The following is a 21,425-nucleotide window of genomic DNA, read 5'->3' on the forward strand; positions in this document are numbered from 1 at the left end:
AACAAAAAGCCCCGCGAGATGCGGGGCTTTTTTTACTTTTGCTGCGCACGAAACGCGGTCACGGGCAGGCCGCCAATGCCCCAATTTTCCAACGGCACCTCGTCGATAACCACAAAGGTGGTCGCGGGATCTTTGTTCAGCACTTGCTGCAACAAATCGGTAGTGCCTTTGATCAGCGCCTTTTTCTGCGCTGCGGTGACGCCTTCATCGGTCACTTCAATATGAACGTACGGCATTAGCGCGCTCCTTTTTCAATGTGGAAAATTTTCGCCATGATTTTCCATGCGCCGTCTTCACGAACCAGCGTTAGAAAATCAATGAAGTTGGTGGCCCCGATTGTGCAACGCACTTGCGCAAATGCAGTATTTTCGCCCGCAAACTGAATTTGATCGATCGCATCGTGCCTCGCCTCGTTGCGTGAGGCAGGCGATTGCCGCTTGGCCAGCACCTCAAAATAAGTGGGCATGTCCCGATAAAGCAGCGGGCTTTCATCTGCGGTCGCGTAGATCGCCTTGGGATGGAAAAGCGTTTTGAACAACGCGACATCGCAATGATATAGCCCATCGAAATAGGCTTGAAGCACCGGCAATATCGCTGCAATCTGATCGCCCGGGGGGGCCTGATCGGTCTTGAGTGATGGAGTATGCTGCATGATTTTTCCTTTGTTGGGGACAACGTCCTCAATCTAGACATCAGGTTTCCATTGACAACCCAGTAACTGATGGTAACCTCCAAAATGAAGTTACCGCGGGGTAACCTCACGCAGGCGCGCATGGCCCGGTTGCTTCCCCTTGTCGGTGAACAATTGCCAGTGCCACCCAGTTCGACAACAATTTAGGCCGCTGATGTCTCTCAAAGTTCGGAAAAATCACAGCCCACCACCGCCGGAAACCTGCGCACTCACCGATTGCCTTGCGCTTATATCGGGTGCATGGGCGCCAAATGTCATTTGGCACCTGCGCGCGGGGCCAAGACGCTTCAATGAATTACGCATCGATATTCCGCCAGTTTCCGCAAAAGTGCTTTCGGCGCGTCTGAAAGAACTGACCGCCCGTGGCGTTGTTACACGTACCGTGCAAGCCACCTCTCCCCCTTCGGTGGAATATGAACTCACCTCTTTAGGCGCGGAGCTGGTGCCTGCCCTGGCGGCCATTGTTGAGGTCGGCCACAAATTGAAAACACAGACTTGATACTGCCATGTTTCATGCGCATCTTCACGGGGCAACAAATGCGCAAGGAGATGCGGCATGAAGGCCTATATTTGCGAAAAGTACGGCTCAACAGATCAGCTGCACCTGCAAGACGCAGAAATGCCGTCGCCCAAGGCCGATGAAATTCTGGTCAAGGTCCATGCCACATCTTTAAATTCTTGGGATTGGGACAAACTGCGCGGCCATATCTTCACCCGTATCGAAAGTCCGGGCCGCCCGCAGGATCGCATTTTGGGCGGTGACGTGTCCGGTGTTGTTGCCGAGGTCGGCAGCGAAGTCACCCAATTTGCCGTGGGTGACCACGTTTTTGGCGACCTGTCACAAAGCGGCTGGGGCGCCTTCGCCGAATATGCCACCGGAAAGGCAGCGTTTTTCGCAAAGATGCCGCCCGCCTTGAGCTTTGAAGAAGCCGCCACCTTGCCGCAAGCCGGTCTACTGGCGCTCCAATCCATCCGCGATGAAGGAAATGTCCAACCCTGCATGCACGTGTTGGTCAATGGCGGCGGCGGCGGCGCTGGCATGTTTTGCATCCAGTTGGCCAAGCATTTTGGCGCAACTGTTCATGCGGTCGATAAGGCCGAAAAGCTGGACGCTATGCGCGCCTTCGGTGCCGATCATGTATATGATTTTCGGGAAACAGACTTCACCAAACTCGAACAAAAATTTGATGTGGTGGTCGATGCGGTGGCCAATCGCGGGCCCAATGCCTGCTTTCGCGCCCTCAAATCGCACGGCAAATATGTTGTGATGGGCGGCACCAGTTTCAGCTTACTGCGCCTTTTTCTGGCCAGCCGCAGAAAGCGCGATGATGGCAAAAAGATCAGCATCCTCATGTGGCAGGTCAATCCCGAGGATATGACAATTCTCGCTGAAATGGTTTGTGCCAAACAAATCAAATGTTTTATCGAGCACATATATCCGTTTGAGCAGCTCAGAGGGGCCATGGCCGCGCAAAGCAAACAGGCCGCGCAGGGCAAACATGTGGTGCATATTGAACCCGAACGTGACGGATCAATCCCCTATCCTCAATCTAAATAGCTGAAATTTAAATGCTTTTTTGCCAGCCCAGCTGACAAGCGTCAAAAATTTATGCCTTTGTGTCAAAAATATTTGACACTATGAATGAAATACATTACATAGTGGACAACAAACACGACACCAAGTCATATATTTCTGACGCAAAGGACAGCAAAATGTCTTATCATGAACGCAACATCGTCACCTATCTAATCTCCGGCATCATTGTGATGACCATCTATAGTTTTTATATGCTCGACCTCTACCAAGCCGGGCTGCTGGATGGACCGGATGCTGGCATTGAACTGGGATGGAGCGCCCTCAAACTGATCGGCGGGTCCATCATTGTAACCGTCGTCATTTCTGTGCTGGTGAGCATCGCGAATGCCATCATCACCAAAGAAAGCGATTTCGACAAAGCGGACGAGCGCGACAAACTGATTGATCTGGTCGGCATGAAAGTGGGTTTCATTACCTTTTCGATCTTTTTTGTCACCGGCATGATCTGGCTCGCACTGGGCGCGCCCATGCAATACATCCTGCTGGGCAGCATCTACGCCATGTTTTTTGCCAGCCTCATTGAAGGCGCCACCCGCCTGGTGCTTTATCGCCGGGGGTTTTAATCATGGCTAAAAAAACCAACAAAGGTCAGCTCACCAACAATATCAGGCGCTTGCGCTTTGATCATGATGAGATGAGCCAGAAGGCTCTGGCCGAGAAGGTCGGTGTCTCCCGCCAAACCATCGTGGCAATCGAGGCGGCCAAATATTCCCCTTCGCTCGAACTGGCGTTCCAAATTGCCCATGCTTTTGAAACGCCAATAGAAGAGGTGTTTGGCTACATACCGCCACCACCCGAATAGAAATTCCTTTCGGTGCGGGCAACCGCACCACCCCAACAGCTTAATCCCATTTGAATTCACTTGATGCCCTCAAGATTGAAAGCGATATTCCTATGTCCAAAATTCAAACGAAGCCGAGAATATCAAATTGGCGCTTACCGCTATTTCTATTCATATTCGGCCTCGTCAACATTGCGTTTGGCACCATCCAGCTCAGCTCCATCGCCATCGGCCCTGCCGCTGACGGGGCACTCAACGAGATGACTTCGCCACAATATTTCATCACCCCAGTACCGGTGATCTTTCACATTGTGTGCGGCATCTTTTTCAACGTGCTTGCGCCGCTGCAATTCGTGCCCGCCCTGCGCAAACGAGCCCCAAAGTTTCACCGTTGGTCCGGCCGTCTATTGCTCATTACCGGGTTGGGCGCCGCTGCCAGTGGCATGTATATGAACCAGTTTTTCCCCGCCTTCGGCACAGGCTGGAAATACGCTGCAGTACTCATCTTTTCGTTCGGCATGATCGCTTCACTATTGCTTGGCCTGCGAGCCATCCTCAATCGTGACGTGAAATGCCACAATGAATGGATGATGCGCGCGGTGATGATCAGCCTTGGCCCCGCCACCCAGCGTTTATTGATCCTGCCGATTTATTTCGCCACAGGACAAATGAGTATTTTGATGATCGAAATCGTCATGTGGGCCGGGTTTTTGATCAACATCGCCGTGGGCGAAATGATCCTGCGCAGCCACTACACACCAAGAAAGGCGCTCCGTCATGCCGCAGCAGAGTAGTTTTTGGAACAAGCAAGCAACCCGTTATGACGCTGCAATCTCAGATCATGATGCACAATATGCAACGCGGCTGAACCAGCTCAGACAATTGATAAAACCGACCGATGTTGTTTTGGACTTTGGCTGCGCTTCAGGCGAGATTGCCCTTGATCTGGCCCCCCACGTCAAATCAATCGAAGGCATCGATCCCGCAAATGCCATGATCGAACTTGCCTACAACAAAGCCGCAAAACGCGACATCAAAAATGCAAGTTTTCTCACCGCGGACATTTTCGACCCCCGCTTGGAGCCAGAAAGCTATGATGCAATTTTGGCATTCAACGTCATGCATTTGGTCAAAGACCATCATGAGGTCATCCACCGGGCGAAAGCATTGCTGAAACCCGGCGGCATGTTGTTTGTCGAAACCCCATGCCTTGGCGAGTTCACCTGGTGGAAGCGCCAAATCATTTTAGCCGCCAGCGCATTGCGCCTCGCGCCCTTTATCCATGTTTACAAGTTTGGCGAACCTGAAGCCGAACTCAAAGCACATGATTTTCACATCCTTGGTGCACGGAATGCACCTGACCAAGATTGCCGCGCATCCATCGCGGCACAAAAACCAACAGAATGAGCCATCAAATGACAAATGAAACAATGAAAGCCCTCTATCAAGAAAGCTTCGGTGGCCCCGAAGTGCTCGAAATTCGCGAGGTGCCAAAACCGAAACCAGCAGACAATGAAATTTTGATCAAGGTCGAAGCTGCCCATATGGGCAATGGCGACCAGATTGCGCGCACGGGCAATTCGCCTTGGCCCTTAATGAAGATCCCAGCAAAAATCATCATGGGCTTTTTCAAACCGAGGATCAAAATTCCCGGCGGCGAGTTCGCTGGGATCGTTGAACGCGTCGGGCAAAAAGTGACCCAATATAAAGTTGGCGACCGCGTCTTTGGCTTTACAGACATGCAATTTGGCGCGCACGCTCAATTTGTCACCTTGCCGGAAAAAGCGCCGATTACCCTTCTGCCCGATGGCGTATCTTTTGACGCGGGCGCCGCCATTGGCGGCTCCAACGCGCAAACCGCGATGCACTTCATCAATGTCGCTAACATACAAAAGGGTGAACAGGTGCTGATCAATGGCGCTTCAGGCGGCATTGGGCGGGTTGCGACCCAACTCGCCAAAGCCAAAGGCGCGACGGTGACTGGCACCTGTTCCGCACAAAACAAAGAATTGGTTCTGGCCCTCGGCGCAGATGAAGCAATCGATTATCGCGAAACCGACTTCACCACGCAGGGCAAAAAATATGATGTGATCATCGACTGCGCAGGGTTTTTACCATGGCGCAAGGTTGAACCTGTTTTGACAGCAAAGGGTCGGCATTTGCTCGCCATGTTTGGCTTTTCGCATCTGTGGAAACAGCGTCAAACCAAAGGCAAAGGCGGCAAACAGCAATTGTGTGTGCTCGCGCCATCATCGCCCGACAAGCTTGAAGAAATTGCCAATCGCTTGGCTGACGGCTCCCTTAAGCCAATCATTTCTCATCGCTTTCCGATGAACAAGGCCATCGATGCGGCCTGGGCATATGAAAACAAAACCCGGGAAGGCTGTATCATCTTCCACCCGCAAGAATGGAACGCTTGATGCAAATACAATGCCTCATTTCAATCCTAACCACCTCTTTTCAAGCCCACATGCTTTTGTGGGATCAACTCAATCGGCTGAACAACGCCATCGTGACTTTGTCTGGAGAATAAAATGTCTGCTCAATATCACACCAATCCACGCAAGCTGACCATACTGGCCGCCATTTGCTATCTCATTTTGTTAGTCGCCGGGCCAATTGGCCTCATGTATATGCCCGAACAAATTGTGGTGGCGGGCGATGCAACCCAAACCGCACAAAATCTGCGCAGCAATATGGGCGTCTTCCATGCTGGGCTTTTGGCGCAGATCACGATTGTCATCACTGAGGTCATTTTGACCGCATTGCTTTACGTTCTGCTCAATCCAACCAGCCAAACCACCGCCCTTATGGCAGCATTCGCGCGCTTGGTGATGACGGTGGTGATGGCGATCAATGTGATGACTTTATTGATGATGGCACATGCCGCCAGTGGCGCGAGCTACCTATCGGCGTTTACGCCTGAGCAATTGGATGGTTTGGTGCTGTTCTTCTTCGAGTTCCACAACACTGGCACCATCGCATGGCAATTGCTGTTCGCCGTCCACATGCTTTTGCTTGGCATGTTGGTTCTTCGCTCGGGCTATTTACCGCGCTTTCTTGGCCTCGCCCTCATCATCGGCGCACCAAGCTACGCCCTCGATAGCTTTGGCCAGATCTTCGGGCTGATGGATTTATCCGCCTATGCTTTAGCCACCAATGTACTGCTCGGCGCTTCAGCAATTGGCGAAGTTGGCCTGGCGATCTGGTTCGGGTTTAAAGGCGTCAACAAAGACAAATGGCAACAGCAATTGAGCCGCTAAGCCAAACCGAAAAATGAGGGGTGGTTTTCAGCACCCCTCCAAGCCAATTCAAGTGCCCGCCCGCGCTGGCCGCGCCACAACATGGCTATACACAAATATGGTTACCGCCCGAGCAGCGCGAAAAATCTCATAAAAACAAGGCATAAGCGGTAAAAAATCATACCAAATTGATACCACCCTCACCGAAAAGTCTATATCGACTTTGCGGCCAATAAACGCCAGAACGCGGATAAGAATTGTCCAATTCAGGAGAGACTTAATGGCCCGCATCACATTGCGCCAATTGCTCGATCACGCTGCAGAACATGATTATGGTGTGCCCGCGTTCAACATCAACAATATGGAACAGGCACTGGCCATTGCCGAAGCGGCGGATAAAACAGATTCTCCTGTCATCATTCAGGCCTCGCGCGGCGCACGCTCTTACGCACACGACGTGATGTTGAAGCGGATGATGGACGCAATCATCGAGATCTATCCACACATTCCAGTTTGCATCCACCTTGACCACGGCAATGGTCCCGCCACGTGCATGACAGCCATCCAGGCCGGGTTCACCTCGGTTATGATGGACGGGTCGTTGGAAGAAGATGGCAAAACACCTGCTGACTGGGACTATAATGTTGGCGTCACCAAAACCGTAACCGACATGTCGCATCTCGGCGGCATTTCTGTTGAAGGCGAATTGGGCGTTTTGGGCAGCCTTGAAACAGGCGAAGGCGACAAGGAAGACGGCCACGGCGCCGAGGGCAAATTGTCCACCGAACAGCTTTTGACTGACCCGGAAGAAGCGGTGAAATTTGTAAAGGAAACCAAAGTTGATGCCTTGGCCATCGCCATGGGCACCTCGCACGGCGCCTATAAGTTCACCCGCCAGCCGGACGGTGAAATCCTGGCCATGCACGTGATTGAAGAAATTCACCGCCGCCTGCCAGACACGCATCTGGTGATGCATGGCTCTTCCTCCGTGCCGCAAGATTTGCAGGACATCATCAACCAATATGGCGGCGAAATGCCCCAAACTTGGGGCGTGCCTGTTGAAGAAATTCAGCGCGGCATTAAAAACGGTGTGCGCAAAATCAATATCGACACCGACAATCGCATGGCCATGACCGGGCAGATCCGCCGCATCTTGTCAGAACATCCGGGTGAATTTGACCCGCGCAAATATTTGAAGCCTGCTCGTGAAGCCATGACCAAATTGTGCATTGAGCGCCTTGAGCAATTCAACACCGCCGGGCACGCTGGCAAAATCGGAAGAATTATACCTTTGGCCGACATGGCCAACCGTTATGCAGATGGTCAGTTGGATCCGCAGATCAGCTAGGCGTTTAGGGACAGCCTAGCCAGATTCGCGCACGACAGGGGCCATTTGGCCATCTGCTTTTGAACCCCCGCTTTTCATCGAGCGGGGGTTTTTTCTTTGCCGCGAAATGGATAGGGTTGAAATTCATTGATAAAATTCAATTTTCTGCCCAAATTGCAGGTCAACTAATTCAAGCCACCTCAAAGGGAAAAGAAAGCTACGCCCATTATGCAGATCTACCTCATTGTTCCCCCCAACACGGACAAAGCCACACACGAGACCAGCCTTGAGCTGGTGCAGAGCGGCCTTGTGGCGGCCATGCTGATCCAGCGGGGCACATTGGCTGATGATGAATATCGCAAATGGGCAAAAAGCCTGATCGCACCTGCGCAGCAGCATGGTGTTGCCGCGCTTTTGGACAATATGCCAGAGGCTGTGCAAAGCCTCAAAGCGGATGGCGCACACCTGACCCAAGGGGCGAAAGAAACAGGCGCGTGGAGCAAAAAGCTAAAGCCCGACGCGATTGTAGGGGCGGGCGAAATCTTCTCCCGTCATGATGCCATGACCAATGGCGAGCAAAATGTCGATTACATCTTTTTCGGCCATCTTGACCCCAGCAAAAACATTGATGATGAAGAAACCGCCGAAATGGCCAATTGGTGGGCAGAAACCTTTGAGGTGCCAACCGTGGGCTTTGTGACCAGCCTTGAACTGTTGAGCAGGCAGGTTGAGTTTTGTGCGGTGCGGGAACGAGTGTACGAGGCCGATGATCCATTGGCGGCCCTCAAACAAATCCACAATAGCGTGAATTCAAAATGAGCTGGTCAGTTGAAAAATTGGCGCCCGCGCTCTTGCTTTCCTGCGCTTTGACCCTGCCGGTGGTTGCGCAAGATACGCCACCCGCAGAGCCGCCTGAAAGCAACAGCGAATTAGACAAGGCACAAACCACCGAAACGCCGCACGGTCCGGTTGACGAAGCCTATGGTGCGTTTCAACGGGGAATGTATCTCACCGCGCTGGCATTGGCCCTGCCCCGCGCCAAAGAAGATGATGCCGCGGCCCAAACCCTTATCGCAGAGATTTATGCCAATGGCTTTGGCGTCGATCGAAACCTTGAGCGCGCTGCCGGCTGGTACGAGATTGCCGCCAAAAATGGCGACCCCCATGCCGCATTCCAGCTTGGGCTAATGTATCAATCCGGCGATGGCGTCAGCCAAGACCGGGAAAAGGCAGCCACATTTATCAAACAAGCCGCAGAGGCGGGGCTGCTCGAAGCCAAATACAATCTGGCACAGCTGCATATCGAAGGACGATATGTGGAACCCAACCTGTCCTATGCTGCCCAATTGCTCAGCGAAGCCGCGGCGCAAGGACTTGCCGAAGCCCAATATGATTTGGGCATTCTGGTGATGGAAGGCGCAGGCGTAGAGCCCGACCCACAACGCGGCGCTGAACTGATTGGCACAGCCGCGAGCAAAGGCCTGATCGCGGCCCAAATCGAATACGCAACTTTGCTGACTTTGGGCAAGGGCGTGCCTCAGGACTTCAAAACCGCATTTTTATGGTATGAACGTGCCGCACAACAAGGCAACCCCGTGGCACAAGCCCGGTTGGCCCGATTTTACGCCGCAGGCGAAGGCACGCAAAAGAACATTATTGAAGCCGCTAAATGGCGGGCGCTGGCGCGCCGACAGGGCCTGAACGATGAAACCCTAGACAATTTGCTGGCGGGCGCAGACAAACAGATGATCGCTGAAGGCGAAGAATGGGCCAAAGTATGGCCCGCCGCGCCGTCAACAACTGAAGCCGACAATTAAGCATTTACCGCGCTTTTGCGCCTGAAACCGCTTTGCCACTTGCACTAGAGCCAATTCTGAGGCAAAAGGCAGGCCAATGTTTTTCGATGGCGCTCGGCCCCATCACTCGTTAAATCTGTCAAAGGCATATCCATGAAACTCAATGGCAATGAAATTCGCCCAGGCAACGTGATTCAGCATAAAGGCGCGTTGTGGGTTGCGGTGAAAGTGCAAAGCGTTAAGCCCGGCAAAGGGGGCGCATTCGCCCAGGTTGAGCTTAAAGACATCGTTTCCGGCACCAAACTGAACGAGCGCTTCCGCGCTGCAGAAACAGTTGAAAAAGTGCGGTTGGAGCAAAAAGACTATCAGTTCCTTTATGCCCAGGGCGACATGCTGGTATTTATGGACAACGAAAGCTATGAACAGCTTGAATTGCCCATCGAATTTGTTGGCGACCGTGCAGACTTTTTGCAAGACGGCATGAACGTGACCGTTGAAAGCCATGAAGGCAAACCGTTGGGCATTTCCTTGCCACAGTTTGTCACCTTGGCTGTTGCGGAAACCGAACCCGTTGTCAAAGGCCAAACCGCTGCCAACTCGTTCAAACCAGCGATTTTGGAAAACGGGATCAAAGTTATGGTGCCGCCTTTCGTTGGTCAGGACGAAAAAATCGTGGTCGACACAAACGAAATTACTTATTCAAAACGCGCCGACTAGGACAATTCTATAATGGCTCAATCTGCCCTTCTAACAATTATGACTGCTGCGGCCCGCAAAGCAGCACGGTCGCTCAAGCGAGACTTTGGCGAGGTGGAAAACCTGCAAGTGTCGCGTAAAGGGCCAGCGGATTTCGTATCCGCTGCCGATAAGCGTGCGGAAAAAGCCATTTACGAAGAGCTGCACAAATCACGCCCAAGCTATTCTTTCTTGATGGAAGAAGGCGGCGAGGTGGAAGGCACGGACGGCCAGCACCGCTGGATCATTGATCCGCTCGATGGCACCACCAACTTTTTGCATTCCATCCCCATGTTTGCGATTTCCATTGGGCTCGAGCGCAACGGCCAAATGGTCGGCGGCGTGATTTACAACCCGATCACGGACGAGCTATTCACCGCTGAACGGGGCAAAGGCGCCTTTTTGAACAATCGCCGCCTGCGCGTTTCCGGCCGCATTCACTTGGCCGATGCGGTGGCCGTTACCGGCATCAAGCAAACCACAAATGTGCGCAACGACACGCAAACCATTTCAGAAGTCGCGGCCATCAATGCCGCCTCTTCCGGTGTGCGACGCACAGGTTCTGCCGCCCTCGACTTGGCCTATGTGGCCGCAGGCCGTTTTGATGCCATGTGGGAACGCGATTTGGCCCCATGGGACATTGCCGCAGGCTTGTTGATGGTGCGCGAAGCTGGTGGCCTTGTCACCGACTTGAACAACAAAGATATCAAGCCCGAAAGCGGCTCGATTTTGGCGGCGAACGAGAAACTGCATGCGCAAATGCGCAAGGCACTTAAAGCCGCTTAACAGCTGGCATCATATCCCTGCCATAGTTCGCAGCAACACTCATCAGCGCGTCGTGCAAACGGCGCGCTATTTGCGTTTTGGCTCAACTATGCCCGATTGGCAATTTGGTATTGTCACACAAGAGCACACTCTCTAGAATCGCGCCATAAGTGGTTCGCACTTTCGGGGAAGAGGGAATTTTTGAAGTATGGCACCGTCTTACGATCCTTATCGTTTATCCAGCCCAACTATCTATCTCATTAAAATGATCATCTTTTTGATCATTGTAGCCATGATTGGGATTATCCTCGCCCCACAATTGACAGAGGCCTTCTGGTCCAACCCGTTCATCAATTTGGTGATTTTGGGGGCGTTGTTCGTGGGCATTGTGCTCAGTTTTATTCAAGTGATCCGCCTGTTCCCCGAGGTGAACTGGGTGAACGGATTGCAGGACGGCAACCCTAACTCCGGTCAGCCCCGGCTCTTGATGCCGGTTGCCGCCATCTTGCGCGATCATTTAGGGGAAACCGTCATCACCCCCGCTTCAATGCGATCTATTTTGGATTCTGTGGGCAATCGCCTGGACGAAGCCAAAGACACCTCGCGCTATCTAACCGGACTTCTCGTTTTCCTCGGCCTGCTGGGCACATTTTATGGCTTGCTGCAAACGGTGAGTTCGGTCGGCGATGTCATCGCCTCACTTGATGTCACCAACAGCGATTCCGGCAATTTGTTTTCCAATTTGAAAGATGGCTTGGAAGCGCCTTTGTCTGGCATGGGCACCGCCTTCGCATCCTCCCTGTTCGGCTTGAGCGGCTCGCTGATTTTGGGCTTTTTGGATTTGCAGGCCAGCCAGGCGCAAAACGCGTTCTATACCGACCTGGAAGACTGGATGTCATCCATGACCGAGCTGGACCACCCCATGACCCAAATGCAAGCCAACCAAATGGGTGTCGACGATTCAAGCATGCAAGCCATGGTGGAACAGCTGGGCGCCACCATGCAAAATTCTTCCTCGTCGCAAAACGCCATCCGCGCCATGGCGGAGTTGGCCCACGGCCTCGACGGGTTGACCAAGCTTATCCGCAAGCAGCAAGAAGATTTGCGCGTCCACATCAACGACCAGGCCGAAAACAACGCGCAAATGCGCAAGCTGGTTGATGCATTGCTGCAATCGGTTGAAGACGAACAGTCCGAGAAAAAAGACAAGGGCAAAGGGGACGCATAAATGGCTCTTTCCCGCTCCCGCCGCCAAGCCCGTCAGGATTATTGGCCCGGCTTTGTGGATGCCATGGCCAGCCTTTTGCTGGTCATCATCTTTCTTCTGTCCGTGTTTATGCTGGCGCAGTTTTTCCTCAGCCAAGAAATTTTGGGCAAAGACACCGCACTCACCCGGCTAAACTCACAAATTGCTGAGCTGACCGAACTGCTGCAATTGGAACGCGCCAATTCTGATGATTTGGAAGCCACCATTGCCTCTCTCTCCGCCACGTTGGCCGGGACAGAAAGCGAACGCGATCAGCTGCAAAGCCAGCTACAGGGGCTCGGCGCAGGTGTATCCGACAAGGATGAGCGCATCGCAACACTCACCAGCGAATTGGCAGATGAGCGCGAAATGAGCGATGAAGCAACGGCGCAAGTCGCCTTGCTCAACCAGCAATTGTCCGCGCTGCGGTCGCAAATCGCCGCCCTTGAACAGGCCCTGGAAGCCAGCGAGCAGCGCGACCTTGAAAGCCGCACGCGCATCTCAGACTTGGGCCGCCGCCTCAATCTGGCGCTGGCGCAACGGGTGCAGGATTTGTCCCGCTATCGGTCTGACTTTTTTGGCCGCTTGCGCGAAATTCTGGCGGGCCGCAGCGACATCCGCGTCGAGGGCGACCGCTTTGTGTTCCAATCTGAAGTGCTGTTCAGCGCGGGCAGCGCCGAAGTGGCCGACGCAGGGTTGGATGATTTGAACGCCTTGGCGAGCGCCATCAAAGAGCTGGAAAACGAAATCCCGCCTGAGATTCCGTGGGTGCTGCAAATTGGCGGCCATACGGATAAGCGTCCGATCAACACCCCACGTTTCCCCTCAAACTGGGAACTTTCCGCCAGCCGCGCCATTTCCGTGGCCAAATATCTGGTGGACCAGGGCATCTCACCACAAAGGCTAGTGGCTGCTGGCTTTGGCGAGTTTCAGCCGATCGATGATGGTGACTCAGAAGAAGCCTTCCGCCGAAACCGCCGCATCGAATTTAAGCTGACAAACTAAAAGCTCCCTCTCCGCGGTGGGGAGGGTTTAGGGCCGGACGAAAAATGGAAGTTTGCCGGAAAGCCTATTGCTGAAACTGCAATTTCGCCAGCTCGGCATAGCGGCCGCCCTTGGCGATCAGCTCATCGTGGGTGCCCTCATCGAGCACCTTGCCATCTTCCATCACCAAAATCCGGTCGGCATTTTTGATCGTCGCCAAGCGGTGGGCGATAACAAGGGTCGTGCGGCCCACCATCAGGCGTTCGAGCGCGGCCTGCACCTTGGTTTCGCTTTCCGCATCCAACGCGCTGGTGGCTTCGTCCAGCAACAGGATCGGCGCATCCTTTAGCAGGGCGCGGGCAATGGCCACGCGCTGTTTTTGGCCGCCCGAGAGCATCACACCGCGTTCGCCCACAACGGATTCATAGCCATCTTCCAGCCGCGAGACGAAATCATCCACGAGCGCTGCTTCCGCCGCTTCGCGCACTTCTTCGTCGGTCGCCTCTGGCTTACCAAAGCGGATATTCTCAGCAATGGTGCCCGAGAACATGACCGAATCTTGTTCCACATAGGCAAAGCGCTGGCGCAATTGCTGAAAATCAGCCTGACGCACATCCACGCCATCCACTTTCACACTGCCGCTTGAGGCATCATAAAAGCGTTGCAACAGTGAAAACAGAGTTGATTTACCCGCACCGGAAGCGCCCACCAGCGCTACGGTTTCACCGGGTTTCACTTCCAGATTAATGCCGTTAAGCACCGGCTCGTCCTGCCGCGTCAAATAGCGGAACTCAACATCCTCAAATTTAACCGTCCCCACAGGGGGTTCAGGAAAACTCAACGGATTGCTGGGTGTTTCTATCGTCGGTTCGGTGGCCAGAATTTCGGTGATCCGTTCGCTGGCCCCCGCGACGGTTTGCAACGTGCCGAGAATTTCAGAAATACCCGTCAGCGTGCCCGTTGCCAGCATGGCATAAATCAAAAACTGGCTAAGTTCGCCAACAGTGATTTGATCCGTCAGCACCAATTGTGTGCCGACCCACACCAATGCAACAAGCGCCGTAGCGGTCAAAAAGATAACAAATGCAATCATCCCGGCACGCACCAAAAGCCGCGCAACCTCGGATTGATAACTGCCTTCGGCATAGCCCGCATATTCTTCATTGCGGTGCTTTTCCTGGGTAAAGGCCTTGATGGTCTTAATCGCCCCAAATGTCTCCGTTGCCATGGCCGCCAGATCGGCAATGCGGTCCTGCTGGCGCCGCGACAAATTGCGGATATAGCGCCCCAGCCAAACAATAGGAAACACCAAAAGTGGGATCACAACGATGACCGTGGTGGCCAAATAGGGCGAGGTGACAAACATCATCAACACCGCACCAATTAGCATCACACTGGAACGAAGCACAACTGGCAGGGCCGAATCGAGCGCGCCACGCACAATGCCCACATCGCTGGTGATCCGCGAAATCAACTCGCCTGTGCGGTTGGTGTCGAAAAAAGTGATGTCCATATCCACGAGGTGCTTAAACACCGCCCGCCGAATATCCGTGATCACACGCATGCCGATGACAGATATAAAATAGAACCGTGCGGCAGACGCTAGCGCCAAAACCCCGGCAATCGCTATGATCACGAAAGAATATTGATTGATCACATCAAGATTTTGGGCGACGAACCCTTCGTCAATGATGTTGCCGATCAAAGACGGAATGGTCAGTGAAGCGATTGCCGCCACCAGCAGGAATAAGGCCGTAAGCCCCAAGCGCACGGGGTAATGCAGTACAAAGGGCAGCAATGCCTTAAGTGGCTTCACTCCACTTGCGGGTTGGCGTTCTGACAAAACGATATTTTTCAAACGCTCATCCACCGGCTTTTCCGGCGCCGCACTTTGCTCTGACATATGATCGATCCGATTGGTTTGTGAGCAGTAAAAATAGGTATTGCGCGGTCTAACATCAATAGCGCGCGCACGAAACTCTATGTCCATTGCCAAATTGGGTAAACTCTCTCTTGCGCCCAACGCAATCTTGTTATAGAACCCCGGCAACGAAACGAATTTTGCGGGTCGCGCAGGCATGAATTGCGCCATGAATTGCACGATGACTCGCCTTTACACTTTTTGAAGGTAAGCAAACGATGAAAAAAGATCTTCATCCTGATTATCACATGATCAAAGTGGTCATGACTGATGGCACTGAATATCAGACCCGTTCAACTTGGGGTTCTGAAGGCGATACAATGCAGTTGGATATTGATCCAAAAACGCACCCAGCCTGGACAGGTGGCTCAGGCCAGTTGCTCGACCGTGGTGGCCGCGTGTCTCGCTTTAAAGAGAAATTCAAAGGCATTTTGGGCTAAGCCTCAAAATTCTACTTTGAAAACAAAAACCCGGCCTCGCGCCGGGTTTTTTGTGTTTGGCATATCAATAGGGCTTAACGCTGAAACGCATCTTTCAGCCGCGCCAATTGGCTGACCACTGGATTGTCTGTGGGGTGTTGTTGTTCTTCTTTTTCCATCGCATCCAGCGCCAAAATACGCTTATGCAAAGCATCTGCCCGCGCGATCATATCGCGCATCCGGTCCGGCAATAGTGCCCAATCCGCATGTTCATCAGCAATCGCCATAGCGTTTAGTTCCACCCGACGATCCTCATTGCGCGCGTCATCCATCGAGATTTCGCCCTCTTTCACCGCGCGCCGCAGCAAGAGCCAACTGGCCAATTGCATCAATCGCGTGGTGAGTTGCATGCTCTGGCTGGCATAAACCAGCGCCGCATCCCGCCCAAGTGCTTTGGATTCGGCACGACCTTCACCATCGAGATAGCCGGCGACCTCTTCAACCAACGCCATGCCCTCGCGATAAAGCTGGTTAAACCCGCCAGCCTGCACCAGTTTCGGGCCAAGTGATTGTGCGCCTTGCTCGTGTTCGTTCTCGCTCAAGCCAACAGTCCCTTTTTTTCCACGATTAATCGATTGCCGCAGAGTATAGCGTCAAAGGTTTAACAAACAAACATGGCGGTATGCGGGCAAACCCGACCCTGAAATTGCCCCAGAAAAGAAAAAAGAGCCGTCGAAGCGGCTCTCAAAGTTAACAGGGAGGCGTCAAACAGAGTGTAAAAACCGCTCTGCTAGATCCAGACCATGCTGGATAATGGTAAGTTAACCCCATTTGATTAATACAACCTTAATTGGAGTCATTTTTTTAACCTTACTCATTTGCTGCCCCTTAGCCTTAATCAAATCTGACCCGAAAACCTGTTGAACAAACATTTAGATCTTTGGACTAAAAACAGACGAGCCAAAGGGAAACACCGCATGAGAGAATCCAAGCCCACAATGGGGCAAATGCTGATTGAGCAGCTAAAATCTGGCGATTGGTTGAATGCCGAACGCGTGCGCATTGCGGGCAGCTTTGCGTTCATTGCCTATATTGGGCTGCTGGTGTTTGTGGTGTTTTTCCCAAACGGCTTTAAAAGCGCCAACGGGCAATATCTCATTTTGGATTTCAATAGCTTCTGGACCGCAGCCAAGCTGGCATTGGCGGGCGACAGTTTGACCCCCTATAGCGGTCAGCCCTTTTTAGAGCTGCAAAAGGAATGGACCGGATTTCAGGATACTTCATTTGCCTTTTTCTATCCGCCAACCTGGTTGGTCTATGTCTTGCCGTTCGGCCACTTTTCCCAACCAATTGCATATTTCTTATTCAACTTGATCGGTTTCGGTTTGGTCATCTTTTTTGGCCGCGCACTTTTCAAAAATTGGAAATCTGCGTTCATCCTCTGCGCATTTCCAGCTGCAATGAACTGTATGTTGCACGGCCAAAATGGCCTTTTGTCTGCCGCCCTACTCGGCGGTGCAATGTTATGCCTGCAACATAGACGTTTTGTGCTGGCGGGCATTTTCATCGGGCTCTTGAGCTACAAACCCCAACTGGGATTGATCATTCCGCTCGCCCTATTGTTCGCACGCCACTGGCACACTTTTCTTTCCGCCGCCGTCACCACAATTGCCATAGCTGTTGTCAGCCTCTTGATATTCGGGCTTGAAACTTGGATTGCCTTTTTTGAGCAATTGCCCATCGCCTCCTATGTTTTACGGAACGGAATTGTTAATTGGGAAAAGATGGTCTCGGTTTACGCTGCACTGCGTGTGTTGGGCCTTTCAGATTCCTGGGCATCAGCAATCCAGATATTGGTCAGCCTTGCCATCGTGCTGCTTCTTTTCCAAATTTGGCGCCCCAAGCCGCATCACACGCAGCAATCCCAAGCCTACACCGATAAAGAAATGGCCAATCGTTCCGCAATCCTCATCGCCGGGGGATTGGTGTTCACCCCTTTTGCACTCGCATATGATTTCATGATCCTGATCGTGCCGATTGCTTACTTGGTCAAATCTGGTGTGGAAGAAGGGTTCCAGCCCTATGAAAAGACCATCCTGGCCATCATTGTGCTTTTGTCTGCCATTACATCTCGCTTCGCGCTGACAACGGGCATCCCAATCGCCCCGCTTTTGCCGCTGGCAATTGTCGGCCTGGGTGCATATCGCCATTGGACGTCCACATCACACAAAACCATCGACCTTCCGCAGGAAACCAACTAAAGCGCCAACTCCGCAGCTATCGCCAGTAAGGCTTCTTCCGCATTTGGGCGGCCAATCAATTGCGCGCCCACAGGCAAACCGTCGGGCGTGAAACCCAAAGGCAAAGTCACGACGGGAAAGCCGAGCAGAGAAACGGCGCCTGTGTAATAAGTCAGCGCGTCATAATAGCCCAGCGAAAACCGATCGACGCCAAACGAACGATCATAATCGCGCACGCCGTTATGATCTTGCACTGGCTGCACATGCTCAAAGGCAGGCATTGGCGTCACTGGTGTGATGATCGCGTCAAGGTTGCCAAAGGTAGATAGCGCCGTCTCAATATAGCCATCTCGTCGCTGAAGCGCCGCTTTATAAGCCGATTTTGATCGGGCATATCCCTTTTGCACCTGCGCCAGAAAATCCGGAGATCGCCTTGCTGCAACCCGGCCAAACAGACGCGCCGCCAAGCGCGCAACCCAGGGCATTAAACCGCCTGTTTCATACCCCATCAAAAATGCAAAATCATGTCGCAGAGACGTGGCGAAAATATCCATGTCGACGTCGGCAAACTGCACGCCCTGACTCAATGCAGTTGCCCGCCATTGGTCGAAGACAGCACGCACGTTGCGATCCAGCGGATGCGCATCGCCATGTGGCAACCAACCGAGTTTGACTTCGGATTTAGAGGGCACCGACAAGGGCGGCGGCACATCCTCATTGCCGCGCATAAATTGATGCATCACCCATAGATCGTCGGCGGATCGCCCTATGATCCCCGGCCGCGCAAAGTGGGCCAGTGCCGCTGTTTCATTTAACAGCATGCCCCGATTGCTGAATTGCCCCTCGGTCGGCACGAGGCTCATGACGCCACAAAAATGCGCGGGTATACGCAAAGAGCCTGACAAGTCTGCCCCAATATCCACAAGGCTGAGCCCCGCCGCCACAGCAGCCGCGCCGCCGCCCGAGCTCCCGCCTGCTGTGTGTGCCAAATCATGGGGATTATTGGTGCGATGCCCAGCGCCATCCACGGCCTGAAAGTCCAGCGCGAGCGGTGGCATATTGGTGCGCCCGATGAAATGGGCCCCATTTTTGCGCAACGCGGCAAGCGCTGGCGCATCTTTTTTGCTCGGGTTTTTAGCCAATTGCCCAAACCCAAACCCCAACCGCGTCCCAGCAAGATGAAATTGATCCTTTATCGTGACCGGCAGTCCCGCAAGGGGCCCAAACTCCACATTGGGCAAATCTTCATGCACACAAAAAGCACCAATATCGCCATCAATTTCGCGCCGCCGCAGCTCCAATTGATGCTTTATGTCGGCGTTGGCTTCTCGCGCAATGTCGGGTCCGTCCGCATAAATGTGACGCAGACTGGGCAGGTGAAAATTCTCTGTATAAACGGACATGGCAAACTCCTCATATGGAGCCTACCGTTAGCCTGCCTTTGTCATCCCGTCTTTGGCCAATCTTGCTGGATTGGCGTCAACAAGCCTAAAACTTGAACACGGATTCAGCGGCGCTCTTGCTGCTCTTTTTATCTTCAATGCTCGCTTCAAGGCGTTTGATTTCAGCTTTTAGAGCCTCAATGCGCAACTCCAACTCGTCGATTGAGATATCGTCGAGCGGCACACCAAGTTCATGTACAACACCTTTCTTGGAGGATGGTGAAACATCTTCGTCCATTTGGCGTTCTCCTTAAAGCTGATAGCGTTAGTTCCAGAATTGATCGTAAATTCGATTCAGGCAAATCAAAAGGATTATTTAAATGAGCGACGCGGAAAAAATGAATGCCATTGAAATCGAAACTCCCGGCGGCCCGGAAGCGTTGGTGAGGTCGCAAGTGGCGAAACCTTATGCCTATCCCGGTCAAGTGCTCATCAAAGTGAAAGCGGCGGGCATCAACCGCCCGGATATTTTGCAGCGCAAGGGGCTTTATCCCGCGCCCGAAGGCGCCTCCCCCCTACCCGGGCTTGAAGTGTCCGGAATCGTTGAAGATATTGGCCGCACAACAGATCAGGCCCCCACCTCCTTAACTGTGGGCGACGAAGTTGTTGCCCTCACCAATGGCGGTGGCTATGCCGAATATGTCAGCGTACCGTGGGGGCAGGTTTTGCCCAAGCCCAAAGGCTGGGACTTTGCCGAAGCCGCCACCATTCCCGAAACCTTTTTCACAGTCCAACAAACATTGATCGACCGCGCCACCCCCGGCAAAGGCGACTGGGTGCTGGTGCATGGCGGCTCCGGCGGCATTGGGGCCACGGCCATCCAATTGGCCAAACTGGCGGGTGCCAACGTGATCACCACTGCCTCGACCAAGGAAAAATGCGATTATTGCATCCAAATGGGTGCTGATGTGGCCATCAATTACATGACCGAAGATTTTGTTGAGCGCACCAAAGAGGAAAGCGGCAAAGGCGCCAACATCATTGTCGACTTTATTGGCGGCGACTATGTCGACCGCAATCTACGCGCCGCGGCGCCTGACGCAACCATCATTCAATTGGCCAATTTGGCCGGGCGAGAAGCAACCCTCACCATGGGGTTGGTGGTGGCCAAACGGTTGACCATTTTTGGCTCGACCTTGCGGGCGCAGCCAGACGAGGTGAAAGCAAAGATTGCACACAATCTGATGGAGCAGGTTTGGCCGGCTATTGAGGCGGGGACAATTCACAAGCCCAAGATCAAGCGATTCAAAATGGATGAGGCCGGAAAGGCACATGAAGCCATGGATGCAGGCGATCATTTGGGCAAAATTGTCTTGGAAATGTCATAGCTTATGCATGTTTAACAAAATATGATTGCAACAAACCCGCCAAATCATTATAAAAGGGCCAATCCCCCAAATTTTCAGCTTGAAAGGGGCGTGCAAATCTAAACCGGTTTGCACCCAAAGGAAGATATTATGGCCACTACACTTTTAATGCCCAAAGCAACTGCCGTTTGGCTGGTCGACAATACCGGCTTGACCTTTGACCAGATCGCCCATTTCTGCAGCCTGCACCCACTTGAAGTGCAAGGCATTGCTGATGGTGATGTGGCTGGCGGCATTAAGGGCGCCAACCCTGTGCAAATGGGGCAATTGACCCGCGAAGAAATCGAAAAGGGCGAAAAGGACCCTGCATATCGGCTGCAAGTTTCTGGCCCCAAAACCATTGTGGCCAAGCAAAAGCGCCGCGGCCCACGCTATACGCCTGTGTCCAAGCGTCAGGAAAAGCCGAATGCGATTTTGTGGTTGGTGCGCAATCACCCTGAATTGAAAGACGCGCAATTGATGCGTCTGGTGGGCACCACAAAGCCAACCATTGAATCTGTTCGTGAGCGGACACACTGGAACGCGGCCAACCAAACACCGGCCGATCCGGTAACGTTGGGCCTGTGTACGCAGGTCGAGTTGGATATGGAAGTGCGCAAGGCAGCCAAGAACGCGCCAGCTGAAACACAGCATGTTGAAGAATCTGGTTTGTTGACCGCAGAGGAAGCCATGTATCGCGCTTCGGACCATATTAAACCAACCGACGATGTGTTTGATCCGGCCAATGCCGATCAGCCATCAACTGAAGAAGAGCGTGAATATGATGTCGACAGCGTGTTCGGCAATTTGGGTAGCCTAAAGTCTGACGACGACGACCGCTAAAATTCTTCAAAAATATTATTGATAAATATACCGGGTTCGCCGCATCATAG

General features: G+C 53.0%; 25 protein-coding genes. 19 read left to right on the forward strand and 6 right to left on the reverse strand.

The window, feature by feature from the left end; translation table 11 throughout:
- Positions 1 to 32: 32 nt before the first annotated feature.
- Both G549_RS0110365 and G549_RS0110370 read right to left on the reverse strand, forming a co-directional pair.
- Positions 33 to 236: a tautomerase family protein gene (locus G549_RS0110365; RefSeq protein ID WP_027834975.1), complete on the reverse strand. Its 204-nt coding sequence runs from the start codon at positions 234 to 236 to the stop codon at positions 33 to 35.
- Positions 236 to 652: a nuclear transport factor 2 family protein gene (locus G549_RS0110370; RefSeq protein ID WP_051213617.1), complete on the reverse strand. Its 417-nt coding sequence runs from the start codon at positions 650 to 652 to the stop codon at positions 236 to 238. The genes G549_RS0110365 and G549_RS0110370 overlap by 1 nt, the downstream gene beginning before the upstream one ends.
- A 193-nt stretch (positions 653 to 845) precedes the next feature.
- Here G549_RS0110370 and G549_RS0110375 point away from each other — a divergent pair, with 193 nt between their 5' ends.
- The 15 genes from G549_RS0110375 (at position 846) to G549_RS0110450 (ending at position 13,185) form a co-directional block, all read left to right on the forward strand.
- Positions 846 to 1,190, forward strand: coding sequence for a winged helix-turn-helix transcriptional regulator (locus tag G549_RS0110375; RefSeq protein ID WP_027834977.1), 345 nt, complete (start codon positions 846 to 848; stop codon positions 1,188 to 1,190).
- A gap of 57 nt (positions 1,191 to 1,247) precedes the next feature.
- Entirely contained in the window at positions 1,248 to 2,249 is a 1,002-nt protein-coding gene (locus G549_RS19885) for an NAD(P)-dependent alcohol dehydrogenase (protein WP_051213618.1), read from the forward strand.
- Positions 2,250 to 2,404: 155 nt separating this feature from the next.
- Positions 2,405 to 2,851: a hypothetical protein gene (locus G549_RS0110385; protein ID WP_156905534.1), complete on the forward strand. Its 447-nt coding sequence runs from the start codon at positions 2,405 to 2,407 to the stop codon at positions 2,849 to 2,851.
- A gap of 2 nt (positions 2,852 to 2,853) precedes the next feature.
- Entirely contained in the window at positions 2,854 to 3,090 is a 237-nt protein-coding gene (locus tag G549_RS0110390) for a helix-turn-helix transcriptional regulator (protein WP_027834979.1), read from the forward strand.
- Positions 3,091 to 3,182: 92 nt separating this feature from the next.
- Entirely contained in the window at positions 3,183 to 3,863 is a 681-nt protein-coding gene (locus G549_RS0110395; RefSeq protein ID WP_027834980.1) for a DUF2306 domain-containing protein, read from the forward strand.
- On the forward strand, positions 3,847 to 4,476 hold the full coding sequence (locus G549_RS19890; protein WP_051213619.1) for a class I SAM-dependent methyltransferase: 630 nt from the start codon (positions 3,847 to 3,849) through the stop codon (positions 4,474 to 4,476). The genes G549_RS0110395 and G549_RS19890 overlap by 17 nt, the downstream gene beginning before the upstream one ends.
- 8 nt (positions 4,477 to 4,484) lie before the next feature.
- Positions 4,485 to 5,489 carry an NAD(P)-dependent alcohol dehydrogenase gene (locus G549_RS19895; RefSeq protein ID WP_051213620.1) on the forward strand — a complete coding sequence of 335 codons (1,005 nt, stop codon included), beginning with the start codon at positions 4,485 to 4,487 and terminating at the stop codon, positions 5,487 to 5,489.
- A gap of 114 nt (positions 5,490 to 5,603) precedes the next feature.
- A complete protein-coding gene (locus G549_RS0110410) occupies positions 5,604 to 6,332 on the forward strand; it encodes a DUF4386 domain-containing protein (protein WP_027834981.1) in 729 nt (242 codons plus the stop codon).
- Between the two features lie 259 nt (positions 6,333 to 6,591).
- The gene (gene fba, locus G549_RS0110420; RefSeq protein ID WP_027834983.1) at positions 6,592 to 7,659 is read left to right on the forward strand and encodes a class II fructose-bisphosphate aldolase; all 1,068 of its coding nucleotides are present in this window, start codon (positions 6,592 to 6,594) and stop codon (positions 7,657 to 7,659) included.
- Positions 7,660 to 7,866: 207 nt separating this feature from the next.
- On the forward strand, positions 7,867 to 8,457 hold the full coding sequence (locus G549_RS19900; RefSeq protein ID WP_051213621.1) for a thiamine phosphate synthase: 591 nt from the start codon (positions 7,867 to 7,869) through the stop codon (positions 8,455 to 8,457).
- Complete coding sequence (locus G549_RS19905; protein ID WP_051213622.1) at positions 8,454 to 9,455, forward strand: tetratricopeptide repeat protein; 1,002 nt, start codon at positions 8,454 to 8,456, stop codon at positions 9,453 to 9,455. The genes G549_RS19900 and G549_RS19905 overlap by 4 nt, the downstream gene beginning before the upstream one ends.
- A 132-nt stretch (positions 9,456 to 9,587) precedes the next feature.
- Positions 9,588 to 10,151 carry an elongation factor P gene (gene efp / locus G549_RS0110435; RefSeq protein ID WP_027834984.1) on the forward strand — a complete coding sequence of 188 codons (564 nt, stop codon included), beginning with the start codon at positions 9,588 to 9,590 and terminating at the stop codon, positions 10,149 to 10,151.
- A 39-nt stretch (positions 10,152 to 10,190) separates the two neighbouring features.
- Positions 10,191 to 10,955 carry an inositol monophosphatase family protein gene (locus tag G549_RS0110440; RefSeq protein ID WP_425528540.1) on the forward strand — a complete coding sequence of 255 codons (765 nt, stop codon included), beginning with the start codon at positions 10,191 to 10,193 and terminating at the stop codon, positions 10,953 to 10,955.
- A gap of 187 nt (positions 10,956 to 11,142) precedes the next feature.
- Positions 11,143 to 12,162, forward strand: a complete 1,020-nt coding sequence (locus G549_RS19910) for a hypothetical protein (protein WP_036221882.1) — start codon at positions 11,143 to 11,145, stop codon at positions 12,160 to 12,162.
- The gene (locus tag G549_RS0110450) at positions 12,163 to 13,185 is read left to right on the forward strand and encodes a peptidoglycan -binding protein (RefSeq protein ID WP_027834986.1); all 1,023 of its coding nucleotides are present in this window, start codon (positions 12,163 to 12,165) and stop codon (positions 13,183 to 13,185) included. It begins immediately after the preceding gene.
- Between the two features lie 64 nt (positions 13,186 to 13,249).
- Here the strand turns inward: G549_RS0110450 and G549_RS0110455 are convergent, their stop codons facing one another.
- The gene (locus G549_RS0110455) at positions 13,250 to 15,067 is read right to left on the reverse strand and encodes an ABC transporter transmembrane domain-containing protein (protein WP_027834987.1); all 1,818 of its coding nucleotides are present in this window, start codon (positions 15,065 to 15,067) and stop codon (positions 13,250 to 13,252) included.
- 236 nt (positions 15,068 to 15,303) lie between these two features.
- Here G549_RS0110455 and rpmE point away from each other — a divergent pair, with 236 nt between their 5' ends.
- Positions 15,304 to 15,525 carry a 50S ribosomal protein L31 gene (gene rpmE / locus G549_RS0110460; protein ID WP_027834988.1) on the forward strand — a complete coding sequence of 74 codons (222 nt, stop codon included), beginning with the start codon at positions 15,304 to 15,306 and terminating at the stop codon, positions 15,523 to 15,525.
- A gap of 74 nt (positions 15,526 to 15,599) precedes the next feature.
- Here rpmE and rcdA read toward each other — a convergent pair whose 3' ends face one another.
- A complete protein-coding gene (gene rcdA / locus G549_RS0110465) occupies positions 15,600 to 16,106 on the reverse strand; it encodes a protease adaptor protein RcdA (RefSeq protein WP_027834989.1) in 507 nt (168 codons plus the stop codon).
- A gap of 375 nt (positions 16,107 to 16,481) precedes the next feature.
- On the opposite strand from rcdA, the gene G549_RS0110475 reads away from it, so the two are divergent.
- Positions 16,482 to 17,765, forward strand: coding sequence for a glycosyltransferase family 87 protein (locus tag G549_RS0110475; RefSeq protein ID WP_036221885.1), 1,284 nt, complete (start codon positions 16,482 to 16,484; stop codon positions 17,763 to 17,765).
- On the opposite strand, the gene G549_RS0110480 is transcribed toward G549_RS0110475, so the two are convergent.
- Together G549_RS0110480 and G549_RS0110485 are read right to left on the reverse strand one after the other, a co-directional pair.
- Entirely contained in the window at positions 17,762 to 19,147 is a 1,386-nt protein-coding gene (locus tag G549_RS0110480; protein ID WP_027834991.1) for an amidase, read from the reverse strand. The two genes, G549_RS0110475 and G549_RS0110480, sit on opposite strands and share 4 nt — an antisense overlap.
- 85 nt (positions 19,148 to 19,232) lie before the next feature.
- Complete coding sequence (locus tag G549_RS0110485) at positions 19,233 to 19,424, reverse strand: DUF1192 domain-containing protein (protein ID WP_027834992.1); 192 nt, start codon at positions 19,422 to 19,424, stop codon at positions 19,233 to 19,235.
- Positions 19,425 to 19,506: 82 nt separating this feature from the next.
- Between G549_RS0110485 and G549_RS0110490 the strand changes: the two genes are divergently transcribed.
- Together G549_RS0110490 and G549_RS0110500 are read left to right on the forward strand one after the other, a co-directional pair.
- Positions 19,507 to 20,514 (forward strand): NAD(P)H-quinone oxidoreductase, encoded by a 1,008-nt coding sequence (locus tag G549_RS0110490; RefSeq protein ID WP_036221888.1) that lies wholly within the window; start codon positions 19,507 to 19,509, stop codon positions 20,512 to 20,514.
- 129 nt (positions 20,515 to 20,643) lie between these two features.
- Complete coding sequence (locus tag G549_RS0110500) at positions 20,644 to 21,375, forward strand: DUF1013 domain-containing protein (protein ID WP_027834994.1); 732 nt, start codon at positions 20,644 to 20,646, stop codon at positions 21,373 to 21,375.
- The last annotated feature ends 50 nt before the right edge of the window (positions 21,376 to 21,425 follow it).

The organism is Maritalea myrionectae DSM 19524, from assembly GCF_000423365.1.
GTDB classification, from domain to species: domain Bacteria; phylum Pseudomonadota; class Alphaproteobacteria; order Rhizobiales; family Devosiaceae; genus Maritalea; species Maritalea myrionectae.

Coding starts and splice junctions, on each gene's coding strand:
- G549_RS0110485 (WP_027834992.1), bottom strand. CDS start 19,424: ATGGACGAAGATGTTTCACCATCCTCCAAGAAAGGTGTTGTACATGAA.
- G549_RS19895 (WP_051213620.1), top strand. CDS start 4,485: ATGACAAATGAAACAATGAAAGCCCTCTATCAAGAAAGCTTCGGTGGC.
- G549_RS19885 (WP_051213618.1), top strand. CDS start 1,248: ATGAAGGCCTATATTTGCGAAAAGTACGGCTCAACAGATCAGCTGCAC.
- G549_RS19910 (WP_036221882.1), top strand. CDS start 11,143: ATGGCACCGTCTTACGATCCTTATCGTTTATCCAGCCCAACTATCTAT.
- G549_RS0110455 (WP_027834987.1), bottom strand. CDS start 15,067: ATGTCAGAGCAAAGTGCGGCGCCGGAAAAGCCGGTGGATGAGCGTTTG.
- G549_RS0110440 (WP_425528540.1), top strand. CDS start 10,191: ATGACTGCTGCGGCCCGCAAAGCAGCACGGTCGCTCAAGCGAGACTTT.
- fba (WP_027834983.1), top strand. CDS start 6,592: ATGGCCCGCATCACATTGCGCCAATTGCTCGATCACGCTGCAGAACAT.
- efp (WP_027834984.1), top strand. CDS start 9,588: ATGAAACTCAATGGCAATGAAATTCGCCCAGGCAACGTGATTCAGCAT.
- G549_RS0110480 (WP_027834991.1), bottom strand. CDS start 19,147: ATGTCCGTTTATACAGAGAATTTTCACCTGCCCAGTCTGCGTCACATT.
- G549_RS0110490 (WP_036221888.1), top strand. CDS start 19,507: ATGAGCGACGCGGAAAAAATGAATGCCATTGAAATCGAAACTCCCGGC.
- G549_RS0110475 (WP_036221885.1), top strand. CDS start 16,482: ATGAGAGAATCCAAGCCCACAATGGGGCAAATGCTGATTGAGCAGCTA.
- G549_RS0110390 (WP_027834979.1), top strand. CDS start 2,854: ATGGCTAAAAAAACCAACAAAGGTCAGCTCACCAACAATATCAGGCGC.
- G549_RS0110370 (WP_051213617.1), bottom strand. CDS start 652: ATGCAGCATACTCCATCACTCAAGACCGATCAGGCCCCCCCGGGCGAT.
- G549_RS0110375 (WP_027834977.1), top strand. CDS start 846: ATGTCTCTCAAAGTTCGGAAAAATCACAGCCCACCACCGCCGGAAACC.
- G549_RS0110385 (WP_156905534.1), top strand. CDS start 2,405: ATGTCTTATCATGAACGCAACATCGTCACCTATCTAATCTCCGGCATC.
- rpmE (WP_027834988.1), top strand. CDS start 15,304: ATGAAAAAAGATCTTCATCCTGATTATCACATGATCAAAGTGGTCATG.
- G549_RS0110410 (WP_027834981.1), top strand. CDS start 5,604: ATGTCTGCTCAATATCACACCAATCCACGCAAGCTGACCATACTGGCC.
- G549_RS19890 (WP_051213619.1), top strand. CDS start 3,847: ATGCCGCAGCAGAGTAGTTTTTGGAACAAGCAAGCAACCCGTTATGAC.
- G549_RS0110395 (WP_027834980.1), top strand. CDS start 3,183: ATGTCCAAAATTCAAACGAAGCCGAGAATATCAAATTGGCGCTTACCG.
- G549_RS0110365 (WP_027834975.1), bottom strand. CDS start 236: ATGCCGTACGTTCATATTGAAGTGACCGATGAAGGCGTCACCGCAGCG.
- G549_RS0110450 (WP_027834986.1), top strand. CDS start 12,163: ATGGCTCTTTCCCGCTCCCGCCGCCAAGCCCGTCAGGATTATTGGCCC.
- G549_RS0110500 (WP_027834994.1), top strand. CDS start 20,644: ATGGCCACTACACTTTTAATGCCCAAAGCAACTGCCGTTTGGCTGGTC.
- G549_RS19905 (WP_051213622.1), top strand. CDS start 8,454: ATGAGCTGGTCAGTTGAAAAATTGGCGCCCGCGCTCTTGCTTTCCTGC.
- G549_RS19900 (WP_051213621.1), top strand. CDS start 7,867: ATGCAGATCTACCTCATTGTTCCCCCCAACACGGACAAAGCCACACAC.